Source organism: Massilia sp. IC2-477 (genome assembly GCF_020707265.1).
Lineage (GTDB): Bacteria > Pseudomonadota > Gammaproteobacteria > Burkholderiales > Burkholderiaceae_D > Telluria.
In genome coordinates this window covers 1-23012 of sequence record NZ_JAJFEQ010000008.1, presented here as the reverse complement: position 1 = coordinate 23012, position 23012 = coordinate 1, and the positions used below count along the sequence as shown (strand labels likewise).

The 23012-nt window shown below is 66.3% G+C and carries 16 protein-coding genes and 2 riboswitches; of the genes, 7 read left to right on the top strand and 9 right to left on the bottom strand.

Going from position 1 to position 23012, the window contains the following annotated elements; genetic code table 11:
• Positions 1-220: 220 nt before the first annotated feature.
• The gene (locus LK542_RS17010; RefSeq protein ID WP_227812805.1) at positions 221-1978 is read left to right on the top strand and encodes a DUF885 family protein; all 1758 of its coding nucleotides are present in this window, start codon (positions 221-223) and stop codon (positions 1976-1978) included.
• A 99-nt stretch (positions 1979-2077) separates the two neighbouring features.
• Here the strand turns inward: LK542_RS17010 and LK542_RS17005 are convergent, their stop codons facing one another.
• From LK542_RS17005 to LK542_RS16975, 7 genes are all read right to left on the bottom strand, one after another.
• The gene (locus LK542_RS17005) at positions 2078-2566 is read right to left on the bottom strand and encodes a hypothetical protein (protein WP_227812804.1); all 489 of its coding nucleotides are present in this window, start codon (positions 2564-2566) and stop codon (positions 2078-2080) included.
• The gene (gene def / locus LK542_RS17000) at positions 2566-3102 is read right to left on the bottom strand and encodes a peptide deformylase (protein WP_227812803.1); all 537 of its coding nucleotides are present in this window, start codon (positions 3100-3102) and stop codon (positions 2566-2568) included. Before def ends, LK542_RS17005 begins: the two co-directional genes overlap by 1 nt.
• A gap of 1 nt (position 3103) precedes the next feature.
• Positions 3104-3991: a UTP--glucose-1-phosphate uridylyltransferase GalU gene (gene galU / locus LK542_RS16995; protein ID WP_227812802.1), complete on the bottom strand. Its 888-nt coding sequence runs from the start codon at positions 3989-3991 to the stop codon at positions 3104-3106.
• A gap of 13 nt (positions 3992-4004) precedes the next feature.
• On the bottom strand, positions 4005-6311 hold the full coding sequence (gene ligA / locus LK542_RS16990) for an NAD-dependent DNA ligase LigA (RefSeq protein WP_227812967.1): 2307 nt from the start codon (positions 6309-6311) through the stop codon (positions 4005-4007).
• Positions 6312-6350: 39 nt separating this feature from the next.
• Entirely contained in the window at positions 6351-7523 is a 1173-nt protein-coding gene (locus LK542_RS16985) for a cell division protein ZipA C-terminal FtsZ-binding domain-containing protein (protein WP_227812801.1), read from the bottom strand.
• Positions 7520-11044 (bottom strand): chromosome segregation protein SMC, encoded by a 3525-nt coding sequence (smc, locus tag LK542_RS16980; protein ID WP_227812800.1) that lies wholly within the window; start codon positions 11042-11044, stop codon positions 7520-7522. Before smc ends, LK542_RS16985 begins: the two co-directional genes overlap by 4 nt.
• A 117-nt stretch (positions 11045-11161) precedes the next feature.
• Complete coding sequence (locus LK542_RS16975) at positions 11162-13363, bottom strand: DUF1631 family protein (RefSeq protein ID WP_227812799.1); 2202 nt, start codon at positions 13361-13363, stop codon at positions 11162-11164.
• Between the two features lie 271 nt (positions 13364-13634).
• On the opposite strand from LK542_RS16975, the gene LK542_RS16970 reads away from it, so the two are divergent.
• A complete protein-coding gene (locus LK542_RS16970) occupies positions 13635-13832 on the top strand; it encodes a hypothetical protein (protein WP_227802610.1) in 198 nt (65 codons plus the stop codon).
• Positions 13833-13903: 71 nt separating this feature from the next.
• Here the strand turns inward: LK542_RS16970 and LK542_RS16965 are convergent, their stop codons facing one another.
• A complete protein-coding gene (locus tag LK542_RS16965) occupies positions 13904-14464 on the bottom strand; it encodes an ATP-dependent Clp protease proteolytic subunit (protein WP_227802611.1) in 561 nt (186 codons plus the stop codon).
• A 167-nt stretch (positions 14465-14631) separates the two neighbouring features.
• A riboswitch (glycine riboswitch) is annotated at positions 14632-14717 on the top strand.
• A 19-nt stretch (positions 14718-14736) separates the two neighbouring features.
• A riboswitch (glycine riboswitch) is annotated at positions 14737-14836 on the top strand.
• 47 nt (positions 14837-14883) lie between these two features.
• Here LK542_RS16965 and gcvT point away from each other — a divergent pair.
• From gcvT to LK542_RS16945, 4 genes are all read left to right on the top strand, one after another.
• Positions 14884-16002: a glycine cleavage system aminomethyltransferase GcvT gene (gcvT, locus tag LK542_RS16960; protein WP_227812798.1), complete on the top strand. Its 1119-nt coding sequence runs from the start codon at positions 14884-14886 to the stop codon at positions 16000-16002.
• A gap of 58 nt (positions 16003-16060) precedes the next feature.
• The gene (gene gcvH, locus LK542_RS16955) at positions 16061-16441 is read left to right on the top strand and encodes a glycine cleavage system protein GcvH (RefSeq protein WP_227812797.1); all 381 of its coding nucleotides are present in this window, start codon (positions 16061-16063) and stop codon (positions 16439-16441) included.
• Between the two features lie 104 nt (positions 16442-16545).
• Entirely contained in the window at positions 16546-19425 is a 2880-nt protein-coding gene (gcvP, locus tag LK542_RS16950; protein WP_227812796.1) for an aminomethyl-transferring glycine dehydrogenase, read from the top strand.
• Positions 19426-19702: 277 nt separating this feature from the next.
• Positions 19703-20149, top strand: coding sequence for a DUF4440 domain-containing protein (locus LK542_RS16945; protein WP_227812795.1), 447 nt, complete (start codon positions 19703-19705; stop codon positions 20147-20149).
• Positions 20150-20172: 23 nt separating this feature from the next.
• Here the strand turns inward: LK542_RS16945 and LK542_RS16940 are convergent, their stop codons facing one another.
• Positions 20173-21852: a methyl-accepting chemotaxis protein gene (locus LK542_RS16940; RefSeq protein ID WP_227812794.1), complete on the bottom strand. Its 1680-nt coding sequence runs from the start codon at positions 21850-21852 to the stop codon at positions 20173-20175.
• A gap of 296 nt (positions 21853-22148) precedes the next feature.
• Here LK542_RS16940 and LK542_RS16935 point away from each other — a divergent pair, with 296 nt between their 5' ends.
• Positions 22149-22820, top strand: a complete 672-nt coding sequence (locus LK542_RS16935; protein WP_227812793.1) for an outer membrane beta-barrel protein — start codon at positions 22149-22151, stop codon at positions 22818-22820.
• Positions 22821-23012 lie beyond the last annotated feature (192 nt).

Genomic DNA, 23012 nt, shown 5'->3' with positions numbered 1-23012 from the left:
TGATTGCCGCTGGTGGAAGTCTAAGTCGATGGGACTGGCGCGAGTCCGCGGCAAGGGACGCCGTGGCCGGGTCCCGATGCAACGGGAATTATAACGTGTCAACTGGGCAAAATGATGATTTAACCAACGATCTTTCGGAAACATTTGAACCGTGCCAATCCTTCGCCGAGCCGCTAATATGTATAGCGCGAGCAATATTGCTCTTCTGAGTAGGAGTTCCATGGAAAAGAAACTGGGCGCCGTCCTTGCAACGGCCTGTGTACTGCTGAGTCTTGCGACTACCCCTGCCGGCGCCGCCACCGACGCTGATGCTCGCTTCAAGACAATCTACACCAAAGAGTGGAAGTGGCGCGTCTCGGAACGACTCGCCAGGGCCGACGACGACCGCGGCGTGAGCCCCGCGCTGGCCCGGGTCGATGCGCCGGCCCAGGAGGCACGGCGCGCCTACTGGCAGGGCATCCTCAAGGAGCTCGACGCCATCAAGCCGGCCGACCTTTCCCCCGCCGAGCGCATCAACTACGCCGTGTACCGTGCCCAGATCGCCGCACTGGAAGAGGCCCAGCGTTTCCGCGAGTATGAACAGCCCGTGAATGCCGACAGCGCCTTCTGGACCAACGTCACCTTCGGCGCGCGCCGTCCATTCAGGAACGGCGAGGATTACCGCAACTACCTGAAGCAGCTGGCCGCCCTGCCCGAGTATTTCGCCCAGGAGACCGCCAACATGCGGGCCGGCCTGGCGCGCGGCTTCACGCCGCCCCAGGTGACGCTGCAGGGACGCGACGTCGCCCTGGTGCCGATCGCCGAAGCGAAAACGCCGCAGGAAACCGTGTTCTTCAACCCCTTCAAGACCATGCCGGCCTCGATTCCCGCCGCCGAGCAGGAAGCCTTGAAGGCGCAGGCAGCGCAAATCATTCGCGACGGGGTGCAGCCGGCCTACGCGAAGGTGCTGGCCTTCTTCCGCACCGAATACCTGCCAAAGGCGCGCACCACGCTCGCCGCCGAGAGCATGCCCGGCGGTAAAGCCTATTACCAGTCGAAGATCGTCGAGTTCACGACCACCAATCTCAGCGCCGAGCAGATCCATGCGATCGGCCTCGCCGAAATGGCGAAGATCCGCGCCGAGATGCACGAGACCATGAAAAAGGTCGACTTCAAGGGCGACCTGCCGGCCTTCCTGGCTTTCCTGCGTACCGACCCGCAGTTCTACGCGAAGACGCCGAAGGAACTGCTGATGCACGCGGCCTGGACCGCCAAGAAGTTCGACGCCAAGGCCGACCAGTATTTCGGCTACCTGCCGCGCCGGCGCTTCGCGATCCTGCCGGTGCCGGACGACCAGGCGCCGTTCTACACGGCCGGCCGCGGCGGCGCCGGCTCCTACTGGGTCAACACCTACAACCTGCCGGCGCGCGCGCTGTACAGCCTGCCGGCGCTGACCCTGCACGAATCGGCGCCGGGCCACGCTTTCCAGATGCCCGTCGCGCAGGAACAGAAAGGGGTGCCGAACTTCCGCCGCGCCTACATCTCGGCCTTCGGCGAAGGCTGGGCCCTGTATTCAGAGCGCCTCGGCGTGGAGATGGGCATCTACGAGACGCCCTACGAACACTTCGGCATGCTGAGCTATCAGGCCTGGCGCGCATCGCGGCTGGTGGTCGACACCGGCATCCACGCCAAGGGCTGGACCCGCGAGCAGGCGCAGAACTACCTGATGGAGAACACGGCGCTGGCGAAGCACGAGGTGGAGACGGAGGTCGACCGCTATATTTCGTGGCCGGGACAGGCGCTGTCCTACTACCTGGGCCAGATGGCGATCCAGGAAGCGCGGGCGCGGGCGGAAAAGGCGCTGGGGGCGAAGTTCGACATCCGGAACTTCCACGATACTGTACTGCAGCTGGGATCGGTGCCGCTGCCGGTGCTGCAGCAGCGGGTCGATGCGTTCATTGCGGAGGGTGGGCCGAGTCCGTATCCGAAGGAGGGCTAACTAAGGTCGAACAAACTTGGATTCCCGCCTGCGCGGGAATGACGGTCTTACGGCCGTTGGCTTTAAGACCGTCGTTCCCGCGCAGGCGGGAACCCAATTTCAGCGTGCCTGCTCGAACAGCTTGAACTTGAGCTGAAACGACACCCCACCATACAAGCGATCCTTGTACGTCGGGATGATCCCGATATTCACCCCCACCCGCTTGTACTCATAGCTCAAGGTCGGAATCGCCGCCGGGAACCAGCCGCCGCTGCGCATGTTCGGGTAGCCATCGAAGGCCGCCAGCGCCAGCCCCACGCGCACCGGGCCCACCGCATACGGCTGCCAAATCACCCCCGCATAGTTCGACCACGCGCGGTCGCTGTTGTAGAAGCGCCCGGCCGTGGCCGACATGGTGCCGCTGAAGCGGTACTCGGCGCCCAGGCCCTTGTTGGCGCCGTTCAGGTCCTTGTCGCTGTCGAAGTGGGCAGTGGCGAAGCCGGTGTCGAGCCAGAATTCGCTTCTCGGCGCCGGGTCGATTTTCGTGAACAGCTCATCGGCCTGCGCCAGCGGCGCAGCCAGCAGCAGAGAAAGGAAGATGGCGCGCATCAGTCGTCGGCCTTCGGATCGAGATCGGGGAACATCACTTCGGTAAAACCAAAGCGGGAAAAGTCGCGGATGCGCATCGGGTACAGGATGCCGAGCAGGTGGTCGACCTCGTGCTGCACCACGCGCGCATGGAAGCCGTCCACGTCGCGGCTGATCGGTTTTCCATACTGGTCGACGCCCTCATAGTGCAGCTGCGTGTAACGCGGCACGCTGCCGCGCAGGCCGGGGACCGACAGGCAGCCCTCGAAGCCCTCTTCCATTTCCTCGGACAGGGGCTTGAGCACCGGGTTGATCAGCACCGTCTCGGGCACCGGCGGCGCGTCCGGGTAGCGGCCGTTCTTCGCGAAGCCGAAGATGACGAGCTGCAGGTCGACCCCGATCTGCGGCGCGGCCAGGCCGGCGCCGTTCGCGGCGTGCATGGTGTCGAACATGTCGCCGATCAGGGCGTGCAGCTCGGCCGTATCGAAACGTTCGACCTGTTTGGCCACGCGCAGAAGGCGCGGATCGCCCATGCGCAGGATCTCGCGGACCGCCATGTCATTTCCCCTGTTCGAGCAGGCCCGCCAGCGAGGCGCGGAAGCCCTCGGCCGTCTCCGGGTGCTTCAGGCCGATCGCGGCGGTGGCCTTCAGGTAGCCCAGCTTGGAACCGCAGTCGTAGCGCTGCCCGTCGTAGCGGTAGGCCAGCACGCGCTCGGCCTGCATCAGCGCGGCGATACCGTCGGTGAGCTGGATCTCGCCGCCGGCGCCGGTGCCCAGGTTCTCGAGGTAGCCGAAGATGGAACCGGACAGCACGTAGCGGCCGACCACGGCCAGCGTCGACGGCGCCACTTCCGGCGCCGGCTTTTCGACGATGCCCGAGACCAGTTCCAGGTTCGGACGGTAGCTCGACGCGCTGACGATGCCGTACTGGCGCGTGTTCTCGCGCGGGACGTCCTGCACCGCCAGGATGCTGGAGCGCTCGTAGGCATACAGGTCGGTCATCTGGGCCAGCACCGGCTTGGTGCCCGCGTCGGTGTCCATGAAGTCGTCCGCCAGCAGCACGGCGAAGGGCTCGTCGCCGACCACCGGGCGGGCGCACAACACGGCGTGGCCCAGGCCCAGGGGCGCGGACTGGCGGATGTAGATGCAGTTGACGTTCTTCGGGATCACCCCGCGCACCAGGTCGAGCAGCGCCTGCTTGCCGGCCGCTTCCAGCTCGGACTCGAGTTCGTAGGCCTTGTCGAAGTGGTCTTCGATGGCGCGCTTGTTGCGGCCGGTGATGAAGACCATCTCGGTGATGCCGGCGGCGACCGCCTCTTCGACGGCGTACTGGATCAGCGGCTTGTCGACGATCGGCAGCATTTCCTTCGGCTGCGCCTTGGTGGCGGGCAGGAAGCGGCTACCGAGGCCGGCAACGGGGAATACGGCTTTACGAATCAGGGTCATGCGATTTTCCTTTTCATTGTCCCAGCAGCGCCAACAGGCCCGCTTCGTCGAGGACGGTGACGCCGAGTTCCTCCGCCTTGGCGAGCTTGCTGCCCGCTTCGGCGCCGGCCACCACGTAGGAGGTCTTTTTCGAGACCGAGCCGGACACCTTGCCGCCGGCGGCCTCGATCAGCGCCCCCGCCGCGTCGCGGCTCATGGTCGGCAGCGTGCCGGTCAATACAAACGTCTTGCCGCTGAATTTGCCTTCGGCTGTGGCCTGCTCCGGCAGCTGGGCCAGCAGCTCTGCGCGCAGCGTCGCCAGCGCGGCGAGCTTGTCGCGGTTGCCGGGGACCGCCATCCATTCTTCCAGCGACGCGGCCACGTTGGCCGGCAGCCCGAACACGCCGAACACGTTCAGGTGGGCCAGCGATTCCAGGTGCTGGCCGGCGGCGATGAGCTGGCGCGCACGCGGCTCGGTCAATTTCGGGATGCCGAGGGCAGCCAGCAAATTGACTTCGTCCAGCTTCTCGCGCAGCTGGGCCCTGGGCGCGTGTTCGCCCTGGGGCGCAACCCCGGCGGCGAGCAGCGCATCGATCTCGCGCTGGTTCTTTTCTTCGGCGAAGAATTCGGCAATCGCCTCGGCCACGGTGCCGCCGATATCGGGCAGCACGCGCAGCAGCGCTTCCGGCGCCTGGCGCACCAGCGCAAAGCGTCCCAGCCAGTCGGCCAGGGTCTTGGCGGTCGATTCGCCCACGTGGCGGATGCCGAGTGCGAACAGCAGGCGTTCCAGCGGCGGATTCTTGCTGGCCGCGATGGCCTCGAGCAGGTTATCGGCCCACTTGGTGGCCACCTTGCCCTGCTTGACGGTCTCGGGGGTGGTGCCGTCGCGCTCGTCGGCCATGCGCTTCATGGTGAGCAGGTCGTCGAGGGTCAGCTTGTACAGGTCGGCCACGCCGTGGATCAGGTTGCACTCGACCAGGCTGTCGATGTAGCGGTCACCGAGGCCTTCGATGTCCATCATGCGCCGGCCCGCGAAGTGGCGGATCGCTTCCTTGCGCTGGGCGGCGCAGGTCAGGCCGCCGGAGCAGCGCGCCACCGCCTCGCCTTCTTCGCGCACCACGTGCGAGCCGCACACCGGGCAGGTTTCCGGCAGCTTGTAGCGCATCGGCTCCGGGCTCGGGCGGCGCTCCAGCACCACCGACAGCACCTCCGGGATGACGTCGCCGGCGCGGCGCACGATCACGGTATCGCCCACGCGCACATCCTTGCGCAGGACTTCGTCCTCATTGTGCAGGGTGGCGTTGGTGACGGTGACGCCGCCCACCGACACCGGCACCAGGCGCGCTACCGGCGTGATGGCGCCAGTGCGCCCCACCTGCACGTCGATCGCCGACACGGTGGTCAGCGCTTCCTCGGCCGGGAACTTGTGGGCCAGCGCGAAGCGCGGCGCGCGCGACACGAAGCCCAGCGCCGCCTGGTCGGCCACGCGGTCGACCTTGTACACGACACCGTCGATCTCGTAAGGGAGCGAACTACGCTTTTCCCCGATACCACGGTAGTAGCCCAGCAGGCCTTCGCAGCCAGTGACGACGGCACGTTCTTTCGAAACGGGCAAGCCGAGACGCTCGAACCACTCCAGCACGCCCGAGTGCGTCTCCGGCAGCTCGGCGCCTTCGAGGCGGCCGATGCCATAGGCGAAGAAGCGCAGCTTGCGCTGGGCCGTGATGCGCGCATCCAGCTGGCGCAGGCTGCCTGCAGCCGCGTTGCGCGGATTAGCGAATTCCTTCTGCCCGGCGTCGCGCTGGCGCTGGTTCAGGCGGGCGAAATCATCCTTGAACATCAGGACTTCGCCGCGCACTTCCAGCACCGCAGGCAGCTCGTCTCCGTGCAGGCGCAGCGGGATCACCTTGACGGTGCGGATGTTGGCGGTGACGTCCTCGCCGGTATAGCCGTCGCCACGGGTGGCGGCCTGCACGAACACGCCGTTCTCGTAGCGCAGGCTGATCGCCAGGCCGTCGAATTTCAGCTCGCTGGAGTACGCCACCTGCTTCGCTTCCAGGCCGTCGCGCACGCGGCGGTCGAAGTTCTCGACGTCTTCATCAGAGAAGCCGTTGTTCAGCGAGAGCATCGGCACCGAGTGCGTCACCTGCCTGAACTCGGGGATCGGCGCGGCGCCCACGCGCGAGGTCGGCGAATCGTTCTTCACCGCCTGCGGGTACGCACTTTCCAGCTCCTGCAGCTCCTTGAACAGGCGGTCGTACTCGGCGTCGGGAATCGTCGGCGCGTCGAGTACGTGGTAGTTGTAGATGTGGCGGTTGAGTTCCTCGACCAGCCACGCCATGCGGTCCTGGATTTCCTTAGGGACGCTCACGGCGCTGCCTCAGACGAACAGGCGCAGCGCGCGGGTGGAACCGGCCGGAATGTCGGAGGCTTCCATCTCCTGGTAGAACTCCTGGACCTGGCCCTTGATCTCTTCCAGCGCCGGGTCAAGCAGCGGCTGCTCGAAATCGTCGACGATGGTCGCGTCCAGGCGCATGGTCAGCTCCTTTGCGCACTTGACCATGGCGCCGAAGCCGTCGCGCTCAGGCGCCACGCAGGGCACGTCCAGCAGCAGGGTCAGGCGGTTGGTGGTATCGGCGCCCAGGGTGACGTTGGTCGACAGCGTGAACAGCACGCCGCCCTCCCCGTCGGGCATCGAGAAGCGGCCGTCGGGACGCACGTCGAAGCCCTGGTTTTCCAGTGCGCCGATCAGGGTCGAGATGGCCCACGGGGCGCCGTTGGCGGCCAGGTTCACGCCCAGCTGGGCGTCGTGGCCGGCGACGAAACGGTGCAGCGTGCGCGCTTCGCTCATCACCTCGATCATGTCCGGCACTTCCGGCTCGGCGCCGATCTCGTCGGCCACGGCGCGCAGGCGCGTCACCAGTTCGGAGTATTCGATTTCATTCAGGGCCGTGGTGCGGGTGGCCATCTGCACGCCCGCCTGCAGCTTGGTGTACACGCCGCCGTGCACGATCGGCTCCCATTCGCCGCTGACGGCGAAGCCGATGTAGTGGATCGGCTTGTTGCCCACGCGGCGCAGCTTCTGCAGCGCCGGCAGCACCTTGTCGCCGCGCAGGGCGCCCTCGAAGTTGAGCGGGATGATGCAGTCGATCAGCGGATCGACCAGGCTTTCGGCCAGTTCCGAGGGCGTTGTGTCCGGCTTCGCGCCCGGCAGGGGCGCGGGGGCCAGTTGCTCGATCGGACGCACACCCGTCGTAGCCGGTGCAGCCGGAACCGCAGGCGCCGGCGCGGCGCTCGGCGCCGCGGTCGGGACCTCCACGGTACCCGGTTCGACGTCCAGCGGCGCCAGCGGCGTTTCCGCGGCGAGGTCCAGCACCGGCTCCTGGCGCTCGACGGCCGTTTCGCCGCTGCGCATCAGCACGTCGTCATGATCCGACGCGAACGCGCGTTCCACGCTCTTGCGGGCCTTGTACTCCTGCCACTTGTTGTAAGAGATGACGCCGGCGACGAACACGCCGCCCGCTGCGATCAGGGTCATTTGTAAATCAGTCATGCTGCTTGTGCCTCAGTAGCGAAATTCGCGGCGGACTCCATGTCCACCGCCACGATGCGCGATACGCCCTGCTCCTGCATCGTCACACCGATCAGTTGATTGGCCATCTCCATCGCAATCTTGTTGTGCGAGATGAAGAGGAATTGGGTATGGTCCGACATGCGCTTGACCATGCGGCAGAAGCGCTCGGTATTGGCGTCGTCCAGTGGCGCGTCGACCTCGTCCAGCAGGCAGAACGGCGCCGGGTTCAGGCGGAACATCGAGAACACCAGCGCGGTGGCGGTCAGCGCCTTTTCGCCGCCGGACAGCAGGTGGATGGTGGCGTTCTTCTTGCCCGGCGGCTGGGCCATCACCTGCACGCCGGAATCGAGGATCTCGTCGCCCGTCATCACCAGCTTGGCCTGGCCGCCGCCGAACAGGATCGGGAACAGTTCCGAGAAGTGGGTGTTGACGCGGTCGAAGGTATCCTGCAGCAGGTCGCGGGTCTCGCGGTCGATGCGGTGGATCGCATCTTCCAGGGTGGAGATGGCTTCCTGCAGGTCGTTGTTCTGCGAGTCGAGATAGCGCTTGCGCTCGGTCGCCTGGGCCAGCTCGTCGACCGCCGCCAGGTTGACCGCGCCGAGTGCGCTGATGGCGTTGGTCAGGCGCGTCACCTCGCCCTGCAGGTATTGCGGCTTCATGTCCGGCGTGAGCTTCTGCTCCAGCTCGGACTCCACGGCGCCGGTCGTGGCCAGCGCTTCGGCGAACTGCTCCTGGTTCAGGCGCGCGGCCTGTTCCTTCAGCTGCATCTCGGTGATGCGGTCGCGCTGCGGCTGCAGGCTGCGCTCGTTCCCCATCCGCAGCTCCTCGAGCTGGCGCAGCTGCTGGGTGATCTGGTCGAGTTCATGGCGGGCGTCGGCCAGCGCGCGCTCCTGGTTGGAGCGGCGATCGAGCAGCTCCTGCAGGCCTTCGTGTGCGGTGCCGGCTTCCAGCGCTTCCAGTTCCAGCCGGCCGGCGCCCAGGCTGGCGCCCACCTGCTCGGCCTGGCTGGTGGCGGTGGCGATGCTGCGCCGCAGTTCGTCGATCTTGCTGCGCTGGGCGCGCTCGGCGAACTGCGCTTCCTGGGCGCTGCGCTCCAGGTCGCGCAGCTTCTGGCGCGCGTCCGCCAGCACCTGCTCTTTTTCCATGAAGGCGGTCTGGCCGTCCTCGTGGCTGCCCTGCAGCTCGGCCAGCTCCATGTCGAGCTGTTCGAATTCCTGCTCGGCTTCCGCAGCGAGCTGGCGCTGCTCGGCCTCCTGCGCCGCGATCTCGGACAGGTCGGCGGCAATCTGGCCGCTGCGCTGGTTGAAGCGCGCCTCGATCTCGCTCTGCTTGAGCACTTCGATCTGCAGCGCATGCACTTCGCGCTGCAGCTGGCCGGAGCGCTGGCGCGCATCCTGCAAACGGCGCGTCAGGTCGCTGACGGCGGCGTCGGCGCGGGTGGCGCGGCTCTTAGCCTCGTCCAGCAGCAGGGCCTGGGCGCGCAGCTGCTTGCCGATGTTCTCGATCTCGTGCTGGCGCGCCAGCATGCCGTCCTGCTCCGCATCCGGCGCGTGGAAGCGCACGCTCGAAGACGTGACCAGATGGCCCTGGCGGGTGACGAAGCAGCCGCCCTGCGGCAGACGGCCGCGCTGCGCAAAGGCCTCGGCCGCGTCCTGCGCCACATAGACATGGTGCAGCCAGTCGTTGAGCACCCCGCGCAGGCCCGGGTCATTCAGGCGCAGCAGGCCGGCAAAAGGCTTCAGGCCGGGGATGTCGGCCGCAGCGGGTGCAGCGGGCGCCGGCGAGTACAGCGCCAGCCGGGCCGGCGGCGCATCGCTGAAGAAGGCCTTGGCCCAGTCCAGGTTCGACATCTCGAGCGCGCCGGAACGCTCGCGCAGCACGGCTTCGAGCGCAGTCTCCCAGCCTTCTTCGATGTCGAGCTTTTGCCACAGGCGCGGCAGGCCGGCCAATTCGTGCTTTTCCAGCCAGGGCTGGACCTTGCCCTGGGTCTGGACCCGGTCCTGGACCTGGCGCAGCGCGGCCAGGCGCGCTTCCAGCTGGGCGTTCGCAGCGGACTCCTGCTGGACCTGGGCGTGCGCATCCTTGCGTTCCTGCTCCACGGCGTCCTGGCGCGCACCCGCTTCGTCCAGCAGCATGGTCTGTTCTTCCAGCGCCAGCTGCTTCTCTTCCTGTTGCAGGCGCAGGTTGTCCAGGGTGGCGCTGTCGGGCAGGTTCAGGCTACTGCGTTCCTGCTGCAGGCGTTCGCGGCGGCCGGCCAGGCTGGTGAGGATGTTGGTGGCGTTGCGCTGGTGGGCGCTGGCCAGTTCGATGCGCTGCTGGACCTGCATGATGCGCGCGCGCGATTCGTTCGAAAGCTCCTGGGCCTGGCGCCATGCGGCTTCCAGTTCCGGCACGCGCTCGCTGTGCGCTTCGACTGCGATCTGGGCGCCTTCGGCACGCGCGCCGAGTTCTTCCAGCGTGATCTCGGCCTCGCCCAGCTGCTCTTCGTATTCCTGGCGCTGCGCCAGCCATTGGTCGCGCTGGGCCGTGAGCGTGCCGAGTTGGGTCTGCAGGCGGGTGCGCGACTCGACCACGAACTTGATCTGCGCCTCCAGGCTGCCGATCTCGGAATTGGTCTGGTACAGGGCGCCCTGCGCCGTGTGCAGGCGGTCGCCGATGGAAAAGTGCGCCTGGCGCATCTGCTCCAGCTTGAGCTCGACGTTGCGCAGCTTGGCGGTCTGGGCTTCCAGCGCGGTCTGCGCCTCTTCCACTTCGCGGAAGTAGCGGACCTGCTCGGCCTTGGCTTCGTTCTTGCGCAGCAGCCAGAGGAGCTTCTGCTTTTCTTCCTGGTCCGCTTGGAGCTGGTGGAAGCGGTTCGCCACCGCGGCCTGGGCTTCGAGTTTTTCCAGGTTGGCGTTCAGCTCGCGCAGGATGTCTTCCACCCGCAGCAGGTTCTCGCGCGTGTCCGACAGCCGGTTCTCGGTCTCGCGGCGGCGCTCCTTGTACTTGGAGACGCCGGCCGCTTCTTCCAGGAACACGCGCAGCTCTTCCGGGCGCGACTCGATGATGCGCGAGATCATGCCCTGGCCGATGATGGCGTAGGCGCGCGGGCCCAGGCCGGTGCCGAGGAAGATGTCCTGGATGTCGCGCCGGCGTACCGGCTGGCCGTTGATGTAATAGGTCGAGGTGCCGTCGCGTGTCAGGGTGCGCTTGACCGCGATCTCGGCATATTGCCCCCACTGCCCGGCCGCCTTGCCCATGCTGTTGTCGAACACCAGTTCGACCGAGGCGCGCCCGGCCGCCTTGCGGTAGGTAGAGCCGTTGAAAATGACGTCCTGCATCGACTCGCCGCGCAGCTCGGATGCCTTGGATTCGCCCAGCACCCAGCGCACGGCGTCGATGATGTTCGACTTGCCGCAGCCGTTAGGGCCGACCACGCCGACGAGCTGGCCGGGCACCTGGAAATTGGTGGGATCGACGAAAGACTTAAATCCCGACAATTTAATGGATGAAAGGCGCACGTTGCTTCGGCTGGGCTAGAGAGTCGTCAAAGGCCCCATCATACCATTTGTTGCTTGCATTTCGGCCAAGAATGAGCCTTGCGAACCCGACAATGCCCCTTAAAGGCCTCTAGGAGCTCAGCCGGCGTGGGTCGCGGCGTGCGCCGGGTCGTTCATGGCGGCCGCGCCGACGGCCTGGGTCAGTACCCGGCCGACCACACCCTCGGGCGCCAGCACCCGGATGCTGCCGCTGCGGAAGGCCTCGGCCAGGCGCTCCGCCGGCAGCGAAAAGCCTTCCTGGCGCCCGGCGCCCGAGAAGATGAAGAGCGTGCGCAACGGGCTGACCCAGGCCAGGCGCAGCTTGCGTACCCCGTTGGCGCCGGTAAATTCGACCCGCATCCCGCGCTCGAGGCGCGCCAGCTCGGCGCTGGCGGGATCGAGCGGCGCCTCTTCCTCGGCGGCAGCCGCCTGTTCCAGCGCGATGCGGCGCAGCGCATCCTGCTGGGCGGCTTCCACCGCCAGTTCCAGCTGGCGCTCGGGAGAAATTTCGATCGGCGCACGCACGATGGCGGCGTGGCACTCGGCCAGGCCGGCAAAGAACTGCAGGCGCTCGGCATCCTGCCACCCGGTGGCGTCCAGCCATTTGTTGAGGGTGGTGAGCAGGGCCGGCAGGCTCTTGATCAGGGCCTTGCGCTGCTCATGGGTGGCCTTCGGCTTGACGCTCCAGATCAGGTCATCCATGGCGCGGGTGGCGTTATCCACCGCGCCGGGTTTGCTGTCCTCGATGGTATAGGCCAGGGTGAGCACCGGGGTCCAGCGCTGCTCCAGGAAAGTGCCGACCAGGGCCACCACTTCATCCCCGGCCAGGCGCAGCGACACCGCCTTCCTTGCCGAGCGCGTGGCAGCAAGCTGCTTTTCCTGGCGCGTGGCCTGGGCGATCGGGCCGGCAATCGCGGCCTCTTCGCGCTGTTCACGGTCGGCAATGCTAGCCTCGAGTTCGGCCACGGCGGCAGCGAACACCTCGGGCTGGGCTTGCCGGCGCACCTGGTCGACCCCGCGCCGCATCGCGCGGTAGACCGGGTCGTCCGGGCTGGCAGCCTGCTCCCAGCCGGCGTGCGACAGCAGGTCGAGCATGCGCCGCGCCGGGTGCGCCTCTTCGAAAAAGAAGCTGCGGTCCTTGAGTGCCGCCTTCAGCACCGGCACCTGCAGGAAGGCGATCAGCTCGCGCGTCTCCTGGGGAATCGATTCGTCGATCAGCACCGTCTCGAAGATGCGCGACAGCAGGTCGAGCGTGGTCTCGTCGCCGCGCGACAGGCTGCCTTGCGGCAGGCTCTGTTTCAGGCGCGGCAGGTAGAACACTTCGTGCGCCGTGGCCTGGGGCGCGCTGCCGGTCAGCGTCTCCAGCACCTCGGCCAGCGGCGCCCCAGCGGACGCGCGAGCCACCGGCGCCGGCGCTCCTGGCGCCGGGCCGGCGGCGGAAGCGCCAGCAAATCCGGCCGCCGCGCTCGGGCGCCAGCCGCCGCTGCCTTGCGGCAGGTTCGGAATCATCGGGATAGCGAGCTCCGCGCCCACCGGCGCCTCGGCCGCGCCGAACAGCTGGCGCAGCTGCTGCGAAACGGCGGCATCGCGCCGCGCCCGCGCGGCCCGGGCGCGCGCGCTGTCGTCGGTCTTGGCGAAACGCTCTTCGCGGGCGCGCACCGGCTTGAGTTTATCGGCCAGGGCGTCGAGGATGGGGCCGAGCTCGAACACGATGGACGGGCGCAGCAGCGGCAGGACCAGGCCGTGCGAGGCCTCGTCAGGCTCGAACTCGTGCCAGGCCTCCTGCAGCCCCCGCAGGAAGACTTCGGGCCGGAAGGGATTATGGTTGGCGCGCACCAACTCGCGCCCGAGCAGGACGCCAAGGCGCACGCCCAGGCTGGCCAGGCGTTCGGACTGCTGGATGTCGAAGGGCCGGCTGATGGCGGCAAAGGCCAGCTGCTGGTCCATCTCTTCCAGCGGCACCAGGCTCAGGGTCAGAGGGCTGGCCGCTTGGGGTTTCGCGGCGGGCGCCAGCCGCGCTACCTCCTTGCGCAGCGCCAGTTCGATGGCAGTCGTGGCCAGGTGGACAAAGGCGTAGGCGTTGTCCTTGAGCAGGTTGCCGGAGCGGATGCGCCGCACCGCCTCCTGCGGGTCGGGGCCGGCGCTGGTCAGGTCCAGAAGAACGGCGCTCATGCGGGTGGCCATGTCCATCAGGCCGTCCGCAGCCAGGCGACTGGCGAGCGCGACGAGTTCATCCAGCGTCGCAGCTTGCGCGGCGGCGGCCTTGCGGACAGCAGGTGTCTGGGCAGAATTCACGGCCATCGAAGGAGAACGGGGTTGATCGTTTTATTGTGCCACATTATTTCCATATGGCAATAGGAAATAATGCATATACCGCCATACTGTAGCGCTTGGCGCCACAGTCTTGGTAATCTTTCCTTGAGAATGTCGGTTACCGTCCTACACTGGATCACGCCACGGTCTGATTCCGATTCAGCAATACGGGCAGCATGATGGGTCGACCGGACATGCCGCGGTAACGCTCCGCGGCTCGGCAACAGGGCATTTTTCCCCACAGTGAAAGGAAATGATGATGGCCTCGAATCAAGGTAAATCGAAGCAAGGCGGCAGCTCGCAGCAGCACGCCGAAGCCGGCCGCCAGGGTGGCAGCAAGCAGTCGGGTTCGGGCTCGGGTTCGCGCTCGGGTGGCAGCGGCGGCACCCGCGGCGGCACCCCTGAACAGCACGCCGAAGCCGGACGCCAGAGCCACAAGAACGACAAGAAGCGCTGACCCGCCGGCAGGCCCGCCCTGCCGCCGGCAGCCTGTGTCGCCAGCCCATCGCAGTGCGCGATGGGCTTTTTTTATATATTGCGCAGCATGCCGCCCCTGGGCGGACGGAAGTCGCGGATGTCGTTGACCAGGCCGGCAGTCTTCGCATCGCGCGAGTTCAGGTGCAGGTCCGAATACTGGTGGATCGCCCACTGCTCGGGGGTCAGCTCGATGCATTTGCGCAGGATCGACTCGGTGCGCGCGTCGTCGGCGCGCAGGCCTTCGACGATGATGTTCAGGGCATCCGGCCGCGAACCCGGCGACGCGGTCGCGTGCGACTTGTGCACCATGAAGCGCGCCGTCTCGCTGCAATAGCGCTCGCTGCCCGCCAGGTACAGGATCACCGCGATCGAAGCCACCGCCCCGCCGTTGTACATGACGAATTTGATCGGCGAGTTGGCCATGAAGTTGTACAGGCACAGGCCATCGCTGACGTAGCCGCCGTTCGACTGCACCAGCACGTGGGCCGTCTCGATGCCGTCCTCGGTCATCATCGACACCGCCTCGAACATGCGGTGCACCATATCGCTGTTGACGTCGCCTGACAGCGTGAACCATGCTTCCTTGACTTGCTGTGCTTTGTCTTCGCTCATAGTTTTTCCCACTGCAAAGTGTGTGGAATAAGTGTAGCAAAACACGCCCACAGGCCCTTGCGGGGCGCGCACCAATAGTGCGCGGCAATTCTTTTTGGAAATCGCCAATCTCTCTATCAGAAGACCCCTCTTTGGTTGACACCGAACCAATGCTGACATATCCTCCGCAGTCTTGACCGGGAGAGCGCAGGAACACCTGCCGCCGAAGGGGCACTACCCACAAACTCTCAGGCAAAAGGACTGGTCAGGGAGCGGCAGCGCAAGGCGCGGCCGGCTCACACTCTGGAGAGCGGCTCCGCACACACGGAGCCCACCGAAGGGGCAGGCAGCGCTTGCTGCTATCTCTCAGGTACCAAGGACAGAGGGGATACAGGCACCCGCAAGGTGTCACGCACCCCTATTCACTGCCCGAGGATTCCATGACGCTCAAAGCGACCCCGCTCAATTCCGCACACCGCTCCCTCGGAGCCAAGATGGTCGACTTCGGCGGCTGGGACATGCCGGTCAACTACGGTTCCCAGATCGAAGAGCACAACGCCGTGCGTACCGACGCCGGCATGTTCGACGTCTCGCACATGTGCGTGGTGGACTTGAAGGGCGCGAATGTCCGTTCGTACCTAGCAGGCCTGCTGGCCAACAACGTCGACAAGCTGCAAGTGCCGGGCAAGGCCCTGTACTCGGCCATGCTGAACCCTGAAGGCGGCGTGATCGACGACCTGATCGTCTATTACTTCAGCGAAGACTGGTTCCGCCTGGTGGTCAATGCCGGCACCGCCGAGAAGGACGTGGCGTGGATGAGCCAGCAGAACGAGGCCACCGGCTCGGGCGTCAGCATCACCCAGCGCCGCGATGGCAATGATCCGATCGCGCTGATCGCCGTGCAGGGCCCGAACGCCCGCGCCAAGGTGTGGCAGGTGCTGCCGACCACCCTGGCCGCCTCCGAGCCGCTGAAACCTTTCAACGTCGTGATCGTCCCGGATACGCAATTTGGCGAAGTGATGGTGGCGCGCACCGGCTACACCGGCGAAGACGGCTTCGAAGTCGGCGTCTCCGCTTCCCAGGTCGAAGCACTGTGGAACGCTTTCGCCGCCGCCGGCATCAAGCCCGCCGGCCTGGGCGCACGCGACACCCTGCGCCTGGAAGCCGGCATGAACCTGTACGGCCAGGACATGGACGATACCGTCAACCCGCTGGACGCCGGCCTGGGCTGGACCATCGACCTGGTGTCGGAGCGCGACTTCATCGGCAAGGCGGCCCTGCAGGCCAAGGGCCAGCAGGCCAACTTCGTCGGCCTGATCCTGCGCGAAAAAGGCGGCATCCTGCGCGCCCACCAGAAGGTGATCAGCGCGTCCGGCAATGTCGGTGAAATCACCAGCGGCACCTTCAGCCCGAGCATGCAGCAGGCGATCGCCCTGGCGCGCGTGCCGCTGGACGTGGCCATCGGCGACACCGTGCACGTCGAAATCCGCGACAAGAAACTGGCTGCCAGCGTGGTGAAGCTGCCGTTCGTGCGCAACGGCAAGGTCCTCGCAAGCTGATACAGAATACCTAGAACAAACGTTTATACTACCCGCCTCACCCAACCGGAGCCTTTACATGAACATTCCAACCGACCTGAAATACACCGAGTCCCACGAGTGGGTCCGTCGCGAAGCTGACGGCAGCCTGACCGTCGGCATCACCGAGTACGCACAGGACGCACTGGGCGACATCGTGTTCGTCGAGCTGCCGCAGGTCGGCAAGGCATTCACCGCCGGCGCCGACGCCGCGGTGGTGGAGTCGGTCAAGGCCGCCAGCGACATCTACGCACCAGTGGCAGGCACCGTCACCGCCGTCAACCAGCCGGTCGCCGACGCTCCGGACTCGATCAACCAGGATGCCTATGGCGCCTGGCTGTTCAAGCTGGCCCCGAGCGACGCCGGCGCCTACGACAAGCTGATGGACGCCGACGCCTACGGCAAGACCACCGGCAACTGAACCGGAATTGAATGACGGTGCGCCTGCGGGCGCACCTTTTGTTTGACGGTTCCGCCCCGATCTGGCGGATTCCCTCCCGATCTTCCTGCTCTCCTGAATTGACCATGACCCGCTCCAGCCTTACCCAACTCGAAGCGCGCGACTCCTTCATCCCGCGCCACATCGGCCCGTCCGAATCCGAACAGGCAGCCATGCTGTCGACCCTGGGCTACGCCTCGCGCGCCGCCCTGATCGACGCGGTCGTGCCCGCGAACATCCGCCGCAAGGACACGATGGACCTCGGCCAGTTCGTCGAACCGCGCAGCGAAGAAGACGCGCTGGCGACCCTGAAGGCGCTCGCCTCGAAGAACAAGGTCATGAAGTCGATGATCGGCCAGGGCTACTACGGCACCCACACACCGAAGGTCATCCTGCGCAACATCTTCGAAAACCCGGCCTGGTACACCGCCTACACCCCGTACCAGCCGGAGATCTCGCAGGGCCGCCTGGAAGCGATCCTGAACTTCCAGCAGATGATCACCGACCTCACCGGCATGGGCATCGCCAACTCGTCGATGCTGGACGAAGGCACCGCCGCCGCCGAAGCCATGACCCTGCTGCAGCGCGTCGGCAAGTCGGCCTCGAAAGTGTTCTACGTGGCCGACGACGTGCTGCCGCAGACCCTGGAAGTGGTGCGCACCCGCGCCGAACCGATCGGCGTCGAAGTGCGCGTGGTCCCGGCCGGCGAAATCGAGAAGCTGGAAGAGACCTGCTTCGGCGTGCTGCTGCAGTACCCGGGCGTGAACGGCGAAGTGCGCGACTATCGCGCCGCCGTGGAACACCTGCACGCCGCCGGCGCCATGGTCGTGGTGGCCGCGGACCTGCTGGCCCTCACCGTCCTGGAAGCGCCGGGCACCTGGGGCGCCGACGTGGTCGTCGGTAACAGCCAGCGCTTCGGCGTGCCGCTCGGTTTCGGCGGCCCGCACGCCGGTTACCTGGCCACCCGCGACGAATTCAAGCGCAGCATGGCCGGCCGCCTGGTCGGCGTGACCGTGGACGCCCAGGGCAACCAGGCCTACCGCCTGGCCCTGCAAACCCGCGAACAGCACATCCGCCGCGAGAAGGCGACCTCGAACATCTGTACCGCCCAGGTGCTGCTGGCCGTGATGGCCGGCATGTACGCGGTCTACCACGGCCCGCAAGGCCTCAAGCGCATCGCCGACCGCGTGCACCGCCAGACCACCATCCTCGCCACCGGCCTGAAGTCGCTCGGTGTGGACGTGCTCAACACCACCTGGTTCGACACCCTGACCATCAAGGGCGACGCAGCCGCACTGCACGCCGCCGCCGAAGCGGCCGGCGTCAACCTGCGCCGCATCGACGACGGGCACGTGGGCGTGTCGCTGGACGAAACCACCACCCGCGAGGACCTCGCCAGCCTGTTCGCCATCTTCGGCAACGGCAAGTCGGTCGACATCGATTCGCTCGACAGCGACGCCCAGGCCGCCTACCCGGCGGTTCTCTCGCGCACCAGCGCCTACCTGACCCATCCGACCTTCAACCGCTACCACGCCGAGCACGAGATGCTGCGCTACCTGCGTTCGCTGGCGGACAAGGACCTGGCGCTGGACCGCACCATGATCCCGCTGGGTTCGTGCACCATGAAGCTGAACGCGACCTCGGAGATGATCCCGGTCACCTGGCCCGAGTTCTCGAACGTCCACCCGTTCGCACCCGACGACCAGACCGTCGGCTACCGCGAAATGATCGGCCAGCTGGAAGCCATGCTGTGCGCCGCCACCGGCTACGCTGCCATCTCGCTGCAGCCGAACGCCGGCTCGCAGGGCGAGTACGCAGGCCTGCTGGTGATCCAGAAGTACCACCAGGCGCGCGGCGAAGGCCACCGCAACATCTGCCTGATTCCATCGTCGGCGCACGGCACCAACCCGGCGTCGGCCAGCATGGTCGGCATGAAGGTGGTGGTCACCGCCTGCGATGAGAACGGCAACGTCGACCTGGCCGACCTGAAGGCCAAGGCCGAGCAGTACAGCAAGGACCTGGCCTGCGTCATGGTCACCTACCCGTCGACCCACGGCGTGTTCGAGGAAGGCATCCGTGAACTGTGCGAGATCGTGCACCAGCACGGCGGCCAGGTGTATGTCGACGGCGCCAACATGAACGCGATGGTCGGCGTGGCCGCACCGGGCGCCTTCGGCGGCGACGTCAGCCACCTGAACCTGCACAAGACCTTCTGCATCCCGCACGGCGGCGGCGGCCCGGGCGTCGGTCCGATCGGCGTCGGCGCCCACCTGGCACCGTTCCTGCCGAACCAGCTGTCGACCGGCTACGTGCGCAACGAAGCGGGCATTGGCGCGGTGAGCGCGGCGGCCTACGGCTCGGCCTCGATCCTGCCGATCTCGTGGATGTACATCGCGATGATGGGCGCATCGGGCCTGACCGCGGCGACCGAAGTGGCGATCCTGAACGCCAACTACATCGCGCGCCGCCTGGCCCCGCACTACCCGGTGCTGTACACCGGCCACGACGGCCTGGTCGCGCACGAGTGCATCATCGACCTGCGCCCGCTGCAGGACAAGACCGGCATCTCGAACGAAGACGTGGCCAAGCGCCTGATGGACTTCGGCTTCCACGCGCCGACCATGAGCTTCCCGGTCCCGGGCACCCTCATGATCGAGCCGACCGAGTCGGAATCGAAGGCCGAGCTGGATCGCTTCATCGAAGCGATGATCACCATCCACGCCGAGATCGTGAAGGTCGAGCGCGGCGAGTACGACAAGATGGACAACCCGCTCAAGGGCGCCCCGCACACCGCCGAAGTCGTGACCGCCGACGACTGGCAGCATACCTACTCGCGTGAAGTGGCGGCCTTCCCGGTCGCTTCGCTGCGCAAGAAGAAGTACTGGCCGCCGGTCGGCCGTGCGGACAACGTGTACGGTGACCGTAACCTGTTCTGCGGTTGCGCGCCGATCAGCGACTACGAGTAAAGACTCATAGAGTTTTTCCATGCTTGCGAAAGGCGACCTCAGGGTCGCCTTTTTTTTCCGCCCTTCGCGCGTCGATCAATGCATTTCGACAGCGCGATCGGAGAGCGCCGGTGTCAGGATGTCGGAATCGAGTGTCCGCACTGTCCATCTCTGTCCGTCCGCCTGCTTGAATGGACACTGCCTACCCTTGCAATTCTCCTTGGAAAACAGGTGAATGGATTTTTGGCACACTTCGTGCTCACGGTGTAGTTCACATCATCTTATAGAAGAGCCTACCGTGAAAAAATTACTTTTATCTGTGGCACTGGCAATCACGATGTCGCCGCTTTGGGCCCAGCACCCGAGCAAGCTGTACCAAGAGATCGCGGCAGCAGATAAAAGATTGTTCGACGCGTTCAATCGCCAGGACGCGAACGGCGTAAGCGCCGCTTTTTCGACTGACCTGGAGTTCTTTCACGATACCGGCGGTCTGAGCAATTTCGAGCAGAACCAGGAAGCCACACGTAAGCTTTTTGCCAGGAACATGCACCTACGAAGCGAATTGGTCCCTGGAAGCATGGAGGTCTTTGAGGTGAAAGATTACGGCGCTATCCAGAAGGGAAAGCACAGCTTCTGTCATATGGAAAATGGCAAGAATGACTGTGGCACACTCAGTTTCTTGCACATATGGAAGCGAACTGGGAACGGATGGAAATTGGCGCGCGTAGTCAGCTACGGCCACTGACGGGTCGCTTGCCGATCATGTGTCTATTTGCGGCTTGACGCGAGCCGCAGATGCGAACGATCGTGACGGCGGCGTTCCCTCGGCAAGTCCCCAGTGACGCCGGTTTCTTTCTGCATTGGCGCGATAGATGTTGACGCCGGCGCTGCTTCCGGCTCGCCCAGCTGGAACGCAGCCACCGTGCGCGACAGCGCCAACGCCTGCATCTGCAGCGCGCGCGCGGCCGCCGCCGCTTCCTCGACCAGCGCGCAATTCTGCGTGGTCACCTCGTCCATCCGCACGATCGCCTGGTTGACGCCGGCCAGGCTGCCGGCCTGTCCGGCGCTGGCGCTGCCGATGCGGCTGGCCACGTCTTCCATGGCGCGCGCCGCACCGGCTGCATCCAGGATGCTGGCCCCGGCCTGGGCTGCCCATTCGGCGCAGCCCTCGATCTCGGCGACCGTTGCCGCGGCAAGTTCGCGCAGCTCGCGCGCGGCGCCGGATGCCTGCTGGGCCAGCGACCTCACCTCGCCGGCAGCAGTGGCAAATTCCGCCCCCTCGCCGCTGTCGCGCGCAGACGCCAGCGCCGCATTCAGGGCCAGCGTGCCGGCCTCGCAGGCAAAGGCGTCGATTGCCCCGGCCACTTCGGCGGCGCGCGCGGCGCCATCCTTCACCCGCGCCAGCGTCGCCGCCATGCGCTCCACGGTCTGGCCGCCCTCGCGCGCGCTGTTCGAGGCTTCCTGCGCCAGCCGGTTCGCGGCCAGCGCGCCAGTGGCGGTGACGGTGACGGTTTCGGCCAGGCGCTGCATGCTGGCGGCCGTGTCTTCCAGCGAACGGCTGCGGAACACCGCGCGGCTGTGCATGCTCAGGTTGCCGAGCGTGATGTCGCGCGAGGCCGTCCCGATGCTGCGCGCCGACTCCATCACGCTACGCAGGGTGCCGTTCAGGTTGCGGATACCGGCGTCGAGGGCGCGCGAGGTCTCCCCGATCTCGTCGTTGCCATATACCCGCTCGCCGACGGTCAGGTCGCCGCTGGCCAGCCCCATGGCGGCGGCGCCGATGCCGCGGATCTCGCGCAGCAGCACGCGCCGTACGGCCACCGTGATCGCCAGCGAGACCCCGACCGCGAGCAGCACCACGAAGGGCATCAGGCCGGCCGTCAGGCGAAAATCGGCGGCGGCGCTGCCGGACGCCTCTTCGGACAGCTGGCGCTCGAGCCGTGCCAGCATGGCCATGCGCTGCACCAGCACGGTGAACGCGGCTTCCGGCTTGATCATGGCATTCGCGCCGATGGTCTGGTCGGCATGCGCCAGCTCGACGACTTCGCGCGCGGCGCGCACGTAGCGGCGGTGTGCCAGGGCCGCGCCCTCGACGTGGCGGCGCTCCTCGCTGTCGGCCGTGGTCTGGCGCACCAGTTCGCCGAAGGCGCGTTCGATCGCGCCGTGCTGGCGGTGGATGTCCGCGATCAGGAGGTCGATGCGCGTGCGCGAAAAGCTGCTGCCGAGCCAGGTGAGCAGCTTGTAGGTATCGGCATGCACGCGCTGGGCCTGGGCCACCAGTTCGGTGGCGCTGCGCATCTGCACCGCGCGCGGACCGACGATGGTCTGCAGCGACTGGTGCTGGCGCACCATCGCATAGTAGGCGCCGCTCGACAGCAGGATCAGGAGCACCAGGACCACGCCGGGCGCGAGCAGCAGCTTGGGACCGATTTTCAGGCGCGACAGCATGGCTCAGGCGTTCCGTGGCGACGAGGCGGGATGGGATGGATTCGGTTGGAACTGCATGCTGCCTCCCTGTTCAAAAACGCATCACAAGCATTCAATTTCCCATACGCATTCATTGAATCTACGCGGTTCGAACCCGGCGCAATTTGCGCTGGCGCAGATCACCGTCCAGCCCCGCCGACATATGCACCTGTGAAACAGACGCTTACCAATTTGCCACAGTTGCTTGTCTGGTATCTTGTATCCTGCGCGGTGAGCTGAACAACTCGTATGAGGAAACACGCATGAATGCCAAGGGCATGCTTTTCACTGCAATCCTGCTCTGCGCCGGCGGCGCACAGGCGCAACTCGTCGACGCGCCGTCATCGCGCCTGGAAGCCGAATCGGGAAATCGCTTCGGGCCTCTGGCGGAAGGCTTCAAGCGGTATTCCCCTGTGTATGGCGGCAACGAGAGCGCCAACCCGAACGACAAGGTATTCCAGGGCTTCCGCACCGATCCGCGCCTGGTGCTCGGGGTGAAGCTCAACAAGTACCTGGCGCTCGAGACAGGCTTTTCATTCCTGGCGGACGAAGGTTTCCACAGGATCGACACCTTCGGGTCGGGCCCGGCCGAGGCGGCGGTGGCGGCGGGCGACCTGCTGGCCAAGAGCCACACCACCTATGCGGCGGCGAAGCTCAGCATCCCTGTCACCGAGCGCTTGAGCGCCTACGGCAAGGTCGGGGTCGCGCACAGCGTGGTGAAGAACGACAGCTTCATGTCGCCGCAACGGGCCCAGGCCATCGCCGCGGGCCGCGGCGCGGACATCGGCAAGGAAACGGGCAGCGGACCGTATGGCGCGATCGGCGCCAGGTACAAACTGAATGAGCGCACCACGGTCAGTGGCGAAGTCCGGTCGAACGGCAGCGCCACCCCTTTCGGCCGCGCCTCCAACGCCAGCGGCGTACGGGGCAGCGTCGGCATCGGTTTCTGACTCGCGCCGCAGGGTCCCGCGCGGTTACACTAGCGGGATGAGGAACGGAACCACCTTCAGCACGCGCCTGCTGGGCTTATGCGCGCTGTCCCTGCTGCTGCACCTGGCGGTGATCGCCTGGATCGACAGGTACATGGCTGTGCCGCCTCCCCTATCCGGCGCGGCGCCGCTGGCGGTGCGCCTGACGGTGCC

Excerpts from the sequence above, each read along its gene's own strand:
- LK542_RS16940 (WP_227812794.1), bottom strand. The coding sequence starts at position 21,852 with ATGCTGTCGCGCCTGAAAATCGGTCCCAAGCTGCTGCTCGCGCCCGGC.
- LK542_RS16975 (WP_227812799.1), bottom strand. The coding sequence starts at position 13,363 with ATGGCCGTGAATTCTGCCCAGACACCTGCTGTCCGCAAGGCCGCCGCC.
- def (WP_227812803.1), bottom strand. The coding sequence starts at position 3,102 with ATGGCGGTCCGCGAGATCCTGCGCATGGGCGATCCGCGCCTTCTGCGC.
- gcvH (WP_227812797.1), top strand. The coding sequence starts at position 16,061 with ATGAACATTCCAACCGACCTGAAATACACCGAGTCCCACGAGTGGGTC.
- LK542_RS16965 (WP_227802611.1), bottom strand. The coding sequence starts at position 14,464 with ATGAGCGAAGACAAAGCACAGCAAGTCAAGGAAGCATGGTTCACGCTG.
- gcvP (WP_227812796.1), top strand. The coding sequence starts at position 16,546 with ATGACCCGCTCCAGCCTTACCCAACTCGAAGCGCGCGACTCCTTCATC.
- gcvT (WP_227812798.1), top strand. The coding sequence starts at position 14,884 with ATGACGCTCAAAGCGACCCCGCTCAATTCCGCACACCGCTCCCTCGGA.
- LK542_RS17005 (WP_227812804.1), bottom strand. The coding sequence starts at position 2,566 with ATGCGCGCCATCTTCCTTTCTCTGCTGCTGGCTGCGCCGCTGGCGCAG.
- LK542_RS17010 (WP_227812805.1), top strand. The coding sequence starts at position 221 with ATGGAAAAGAAACTGGGCGCCGTCCTTGCAACGGCCTGTGTACTGCTG.
- ligA (WP_227812967.1), bottom strand. The coding sequence starts at position 6,311 with ATGGCGTGGCTGGTCGAGGAACTCAACCGCCACATCTACAACTACCAC.
- galU (WP_227812802.1), bottom strand. The coding sequence starts at position 3,991 with ATGACCCTGATTCGTAAAGCCGTATTCCCCGTTGCCGGCCTCGGTAGC.
- LK542_RS16970 (WP_227802610.1), top strand. The coding sequence starts at position 13,635 with ATGGCCTCGAATCAAGGTAAATCGAAGCAAGGCGGCAGCTCGCAGCAG.
- LK542_RS16985 (WP_227812801.1), bottom strand. The coding sequence starts at position 7,523 with ATGACTGATTTACAAATGACCCTGATCGCAGCGGGCGGCGTGTTCGTC.
- LK542_RS16935 (WP_227812793.1), top strand. The coding sequence starts at position 22,149 with ATGCTTTTCACTGCAATCCTGCTCTGCGCCGGCGGCGCACAGGCGCAA.